The sequence below is a fragment of the Oligoflexus sp. genome (genome assembly GCF_035638955.1).
Taxonomy (GTDB): Bacteria; Bdellovibrionota_B; Oligoflexia; order Oligoflexales; family Oligoflexaceae; genus Oligoflexus.
In genome coordinates, this window is sequence record NZ_DASQYZ010000464.1 from 1 (window position 1) to 4575 (window position 4575).

General features: G+C 50.5%; 8 protein-coding genes. 2 read left to right on the plus strand and 6 right to left on the minus strand.

Annotation, left to right across the window (positions count from 1 at the left end; translation table 11 throughout):
- Positions 1-194: 194 nt before the first annotated feature.
- The 3 genes from VE954_RS43965 to VE954_RS38050 all read right to left on the minus strand — a co-directional run bounded on the left by VE954_RS43965 (position 195) and on the right by VE954_RS38050 (position 1885).
- Positions 195-614 (minus strand): GNAT family N-acetyltransferase, encoded by a 420-nt coding sequence (locus VE954_RS43965; protein ID WP_349263863.1) that lies wholly within the window; start codon positions 612-614, stop codon positions 195-197.
- Between the two features lie 44 nt (positions 615-658).
- Positions 659-1444, minus strand: a complete 786-nt coding sequence (locus tag VE954_RS38045) for an NADase-type glycan-binding domain-containing protein (protein WP_324963027.1) — start codon at positions 1442-1444, stop codon at positions 659-661.
- 93 nt (positions 1445-1537) lie between these two features.
- Positions 1538-1885, minus strand: coding sequence for a hypothetical protein (locus VE954_RS38050; RefSeq protein WP_324963029.1), 348 nt, complete (start codon positions 1883-1885; stop codon positions 1538-1540).
- A 186-nt stretch (positions 1886-2071) separates the two neighbouring features.
- On the opposite strand from VE954_RS38050, the gene VE954_RS38055 reads away from it, so the two are divergent.
- Positions 2072-2602 carry an SRPBCC domain-containing protein gene (locus tag VE954_RS38055; protein ID WP_324963031.1) on the plus strand — a complete coding sequence of 177 codons (531 nt, stop codon included), beginning with the start codon at positions 2072-2074 and terminating at the stop codon, positions 2600-2602.
- 129 nt (positions 2603-2731) lie between these two features.
- The gene (locus VE954_RS38060; protein ID WP_324963033.1) at positions 2732-2983 is read left to right on the plus strand and encodes a VF530 family protein; all 252 of its coding nucleotides are present in this window, start codon (positions 2732-2734) and stop codon (positions 2981-2983) included.
- A gap of 143 nt (positions 2984-3126) precedes the next feature.
- Here the strand turns inward: VE954_RS38060 and VE954_RS38065 are convergent, their stop codons facing one another.
- From VE954_RS38065 to VE954_RS38075, 3 genes are all read right to left on the minus strand, one after another.
- Positions 3127-3519, minus strand: a complete 393-nt coding sequence (locus tag VE954_RS38065; protein WP_324963035.1) for a hypothetical protein — start codon at positions 3517-3519, stop codon at positions 3127-3129.
- A gap of 90 nt (positions 3520-3609) precedes the next feature.
- On the minus strand, positions 3610-4095 hold the full coding sequence (locus VE954_RS38070; protein WP_324963037.1) for a GNAT family N-acetyltransferase: 486 nt from the start codon (positions 4093-4095) through the stop codon (positions 3610-3612).
- 323 nt (positions 4096-4418) lie between these two features.
- Positions 4419-4575 (minus strand): transposase (locus VE954_RS38075; RefSeq protein ID WP_414699069.1); only part of this gene is annotated, 157 nt, incomplete at its 5' end.

Sequence of the window (4575 nt, forward strand, 5' to 3'; positions counted from 1 at the left end):
ACTCGGTTCCCCTCAGGTTCACATTGTTGGAGGCAAAAAACTTCCAGATCGGCATCTTCCACCTTGCGCAGCATTGTCCTCACCCTGACCCCTCCAAATAAATGACAATCAACCAGATTTTATGGGAAATGCCCGTACGATCTGGTTGAAGAAGCCGTCTTGGGCTATCGAACACGAGCAGCATGGATAAGACTTCAAACGTCATCTTTTAAAACTGACATGAATCGTCGTTGCTCTTCGGAAGACAACTGCTTAAAGCCAAACTTCTCGTATAATCCATGAGCATCTCTCGTGGCGAGAACAAATCTTCGCAGTTCAGACAGAGAAGGATTCTCCATAATACAGCTCATAATCCATTTTGATAAACCACGCCCGCGATAATGCTCATCAACCACAACATCACAGAGATAGGCGAATGTCGAATAATCCGTGACCAATCGTGCAAAAGCGACCTGACAACCGGCGTGATAAACCCCATAACACAGGGAATGTTCGTGCGCGTCCATTTTCGCGCAGGAGGTTGGCGGCTCTGAGTGATCGCCCGCCTCCCTTTGCGCAGACCGTAATAATAATCCGATCCGGGACCAGCTCACTGATGTGATCCTACAAGGCATCGACAGGAATGTTGATCGCCCCCGGAATGCTCCCTGCCGAAAATTCACTCTTCGATCGTCGGCCGTTCCAAAGATTCCCGGAGACTCACACCGCTGATAGCGGTGTCGTCGTATTTTTTCCCCTTATAAACGCCTTGAATGCGCAGCTCGATTTTTTCCCACTTGCCTTGGATTGGGGGCAGTTCGATCACGTGCCACGGCCGCAGTTCGTCAGGGAAAGTGGCGACAAAGCTGTCCTTGTCATTGATGCGAACATTCAGTGAGGCCACGCGATTGTTCGCAAAATAGAGCTCTCGCGAACGGCCATAACCGGGAAATATCGCCAACTGATTGGGAGTGCCGCGGATATCCGTGAGGGTCACCGTCTCGCCGATCCCGCTCCCTTTCACACCTTCGATCCAGGCTGTTTCTGTATCATCATCGCCCAGCTGTTCGGCTTTGAAACTGTTATGTTTATCCGGTAGAAAGGACGAGGTGCTGGCGGCAAAGAGCAATTCCCTATGCTTGGGTTCGATGGGGAATTTGATTTCGATGTCGTCCTTCGTAGTCGGTTCCAGATTTTTGATCACGTGGACAAACGAACCGGCGGCATTGCGTTGAAAGCTCAGCTTGCTTTGAATAGCCTGAGCATCCAGCTTAACGCCTAGAGGCTGTATCGTAATCAGACCTTTTTTAATAGGTCCTTTCCAGCCGCTGCCGGTCGAAAGCAGATAGCGGAAGATTGCCGTGCCTTTGGTCATGGCATCATCGGAGTGCGCTTCGCCGGAACTGTCAAAGGCCGCATCATAGCTGATGCGAATGGTTTTGGTTTCCTCTTTCTCAAATCTCAAGTGAGCCACGTGCCACTGATCGATGATGGTACCCTCGCACTTTTCTTGAAGGGCCTTTCATCTGCCGACACGGGTTCGCAGAAACCCCAGTAATCATAGCTTTGACTCGGCTTTAGCCAGCGTGGTGGGCTGTTCCTTCTGATCGCTGGTGATATGGAAATCGGAGATTTCCACACCGCTACTGATGCGAGTCGAAGGGAAACCGGTTTCCACGCGGGTGGCCGCGCCGGAATTCTGGATTTGATACTGGACCTGAACGCGCGCGTGACGCTGATAAAGCTGGATGTTCAACTGCTCGTCGATGATCTGGAGTTGCGGGTGTTCGCCCGTGAGATTGCCTGACGCCATAATGCCTTCATGAAAGGGCATCATGTTTGCGCTGGCATTCCAGGATAGGCCAAGAAAAAGTACTCCGCTGAGGATTCGCGCGCCATTCGTCATGTATCTGCTCCAGGAAGTTGGGACCTGCACTCTTCGACCTACCAAAGGAACGGGTGGAGCCAGGATTTGCTGCTCAGGCAGTTACGAGTGGCGCTCTGACTTGCGTCCGTCGACAGCCATCGGTTGCGATAGGAAGGACTTTTGCAGCCTCTAAAATTACCCTAATCGATGAAAAGGGATAGACTTATGCTGGTCAAAACTCTGGTCGGACTGCTGATTGTTTTTGCTGTTGGTATTTTCACGGCAAGAAAAGTATCTTCCACGGTCCACGTTGATCGCACCGTCAATGCACCTCTTGCAAAAGTCTGGCAGGTCTGGACCGATGTTGAATCGATGAAAAAATGGTGGAGCCCCAAGGACTACACAGCACCAGTCATCAACAGCGATTTCCAGGTGGGTGGATCCTTTCTCTATTCGATGCGATCACCGAAGGGTGACATGCATTGGAATACTGGGAAATATACCGAAATCGTCCCCAACCAGAAAATAGTCTCGAACATGTCTTTTTCGGACGAGAACGGTAAAATAGTTCCAGGTTCTGAAGTTCAGGTCCCCGGCGTCTGGCCGGACGAAATTTCCGTATCGGTTGAGTTCAAGGATGTCGGCGGAAAAACCCAGATTCTGATCACCGAAGTAGGCATTCCCGCTATCATGAAAATCCCGGCCAAAATGGGCTGGGAACAGCAGTTGGATAAATTTGAAGCCTTGCTGAACTGAAACGCAAGGGCATTCCCATACGCTATGGCGTCGATTTTACGTATCTATGCTTAAGCTTGTCCTGGCCGGGACCCGCCGGTATAGTGCGAATTCCGCGCTGGAGCGGCCAACTTGGATGGGTTTAGGCACGTGACAACGACAAAAGCTAAGGATCCCCTCGAGGGGGTCACCCTGGAAACACTGCTCACCGAGCTGGTCGCAAACTTTGGCTGGAAGCATCTGGCTAAAGAGGTGCCGGTGCGCTGTTTCATGTTCGATTCAACGATCAAATCCAGCCTGAAATTTCTGCGGCAAACGCCCTGGGCTCGAACCAAGGTTGAAAGCATCTATCGTGCGTGGAAGCTCGAACCGCCCAAAGGGAAGGTGCTATTCCCTTCATAATCCAAGAATAGTCCAGACAAAAACCCCAAGACTTCTTTCTTTCACCCGGCATACAGACTGAACCCAGCAAAGACACCAACGCGATACAACTGCTGCATGACGGACGCGCCACGAGGCCTTCCTCTGGGATCTTTGAGTTCCAATCAGGGCGCGGAGCAGAAGGCTTGAACGGCCGGTGACTGTGCTGTCACCGGGCAGTTATCAGGTGTCCGTGCCTCGGCCACAGGAGTCATGCCAACGGCCAGCTCATCAAGGCCAGACAGACCTGTGATGGCCTGCAGCGATTGAACCTGAGTGGACGTGATGTGAAGGATTTTTAAGGACGACAAACCACTCAGGGGAGCCAGCGTCTGCAGCGGGTTACTGCTGAGGTAAACATTCTGACGCTTGCCCAGACCGGCAAGGACACTGATATCCTCGATCTGGTTTCCGCTCAGCAACAATCCGGTAAGTTTTGTCAGCGTGACCAATGGAGCCAGATCCACGATACGGTTGAAATCCGGGGATAGCTGTTTAAGGGATTGGAACGAAGTCATTGGGACCGGGGAATCAGTCCTGACAGCTTGCGAGTCCAAACAGCAGGAAGTGCGGCAGTCAGCAGTCAGGCAGAGCCAATCAATTCCTTTTCACACCTGCTTTTCCATCAGATACGAGCGATATGTTTTGCCGTCCCATTGGAGTTCAGCCACTACGGAAAATCCACGCCGGCGATACATGCTTACTAGATGATGAGCAGGTATTGCACTATCGAGCCTTAGAGTTTTTATACCAGCAGCGAGTGCTCGGAATTCTGCCATATCGAGGAGATGGGAGCCAAGCCCCTGACGTTTTCTGTCTGGATGGACAGCAAGTTGATTTACATACAAACAGGTTTGAGTTTCGTCCTCTTTCAATGACATGCTGATCGAAGCGACCAATTCCTGTGCATGATAGAGCAAATACACTTCGGCATTTTTCATCCGCTGGCGGGTGAGGGCTTCATCCTGATAGCTTCCTGTAAAGTTAAGGCCAAGATCAGCAAGTTCCTGGTAGGCACTGTTCACGAGATGACGGAGAGCAGGAACGTCCGCATCCTTAGCCCTTCTTATGTTATAAGGCGAATGAAATTGCACAAGTTCCTCCTCTCAACACCTAAATCTGCAGCTCAGAAGCTTCCCTGCGATTGACCATCAGGCTATGCAATATCCAATGTCTTCAGCGAGGGCAATAGACGGAAGGGAACTGCGGTTCAAAGAGCGCAAAAATATCAGTCATAATGACATAAAACACGCTTCCCTATGTTGCAATTTTCAGCGAATCCCGGGATTTATTGATCAAAAGGAATATTTTCAATGATTTCAGATATTTATTTTAGAGTACACACGAAGGAATTTTACGTGCAAAAAACTGCTGAGTCTATTGCAGAACTGTTCAACTTGTGTCCAGTCCCGGTTTCTTAGGCTTGGGCGGCAAAAAGGATACGCTTCAGATTTTGAACCAGGGCGATGAGATAGACTTGAATTTGCACATATACCCTTCCCCGATATCGCGCGCGGTCTAGCCCATGCGAGCCTTTACCTTCCGCAAAAAGGCTTTCTATCATCCACTGGCGC

Coding starts and splice junctions, on each gene's coding strand:
- VE954_RS43965 (WP_349263863.1), bottom strand. CDS start 614: ATGCCTTGTAGGATCACATCAGTGAGCTGGTCCCGGATCGGATTATTA.
- VE954_RS38050 (WP_324963029.1), bottom strand. CDS start 1,885: ATGACGAATGGCGCGCGAATCCTCAGCGGAGTACTTTTTCTTGGCCTA.
- VE954_RS38055 (WP_324963031.1), top strand. CDS start 2,072: ATGCTGGTCAAAACTCTGGTCGGACTGCTGATTGTTTTTGCTGTTGGT.
- VE954_RS38065 (WP_324963035.1), bottom strand. CDS start 3,519: ATGACTTCGTTCCAATCCCTTAAACAGCTATCCCCGGATTTCAACCGT.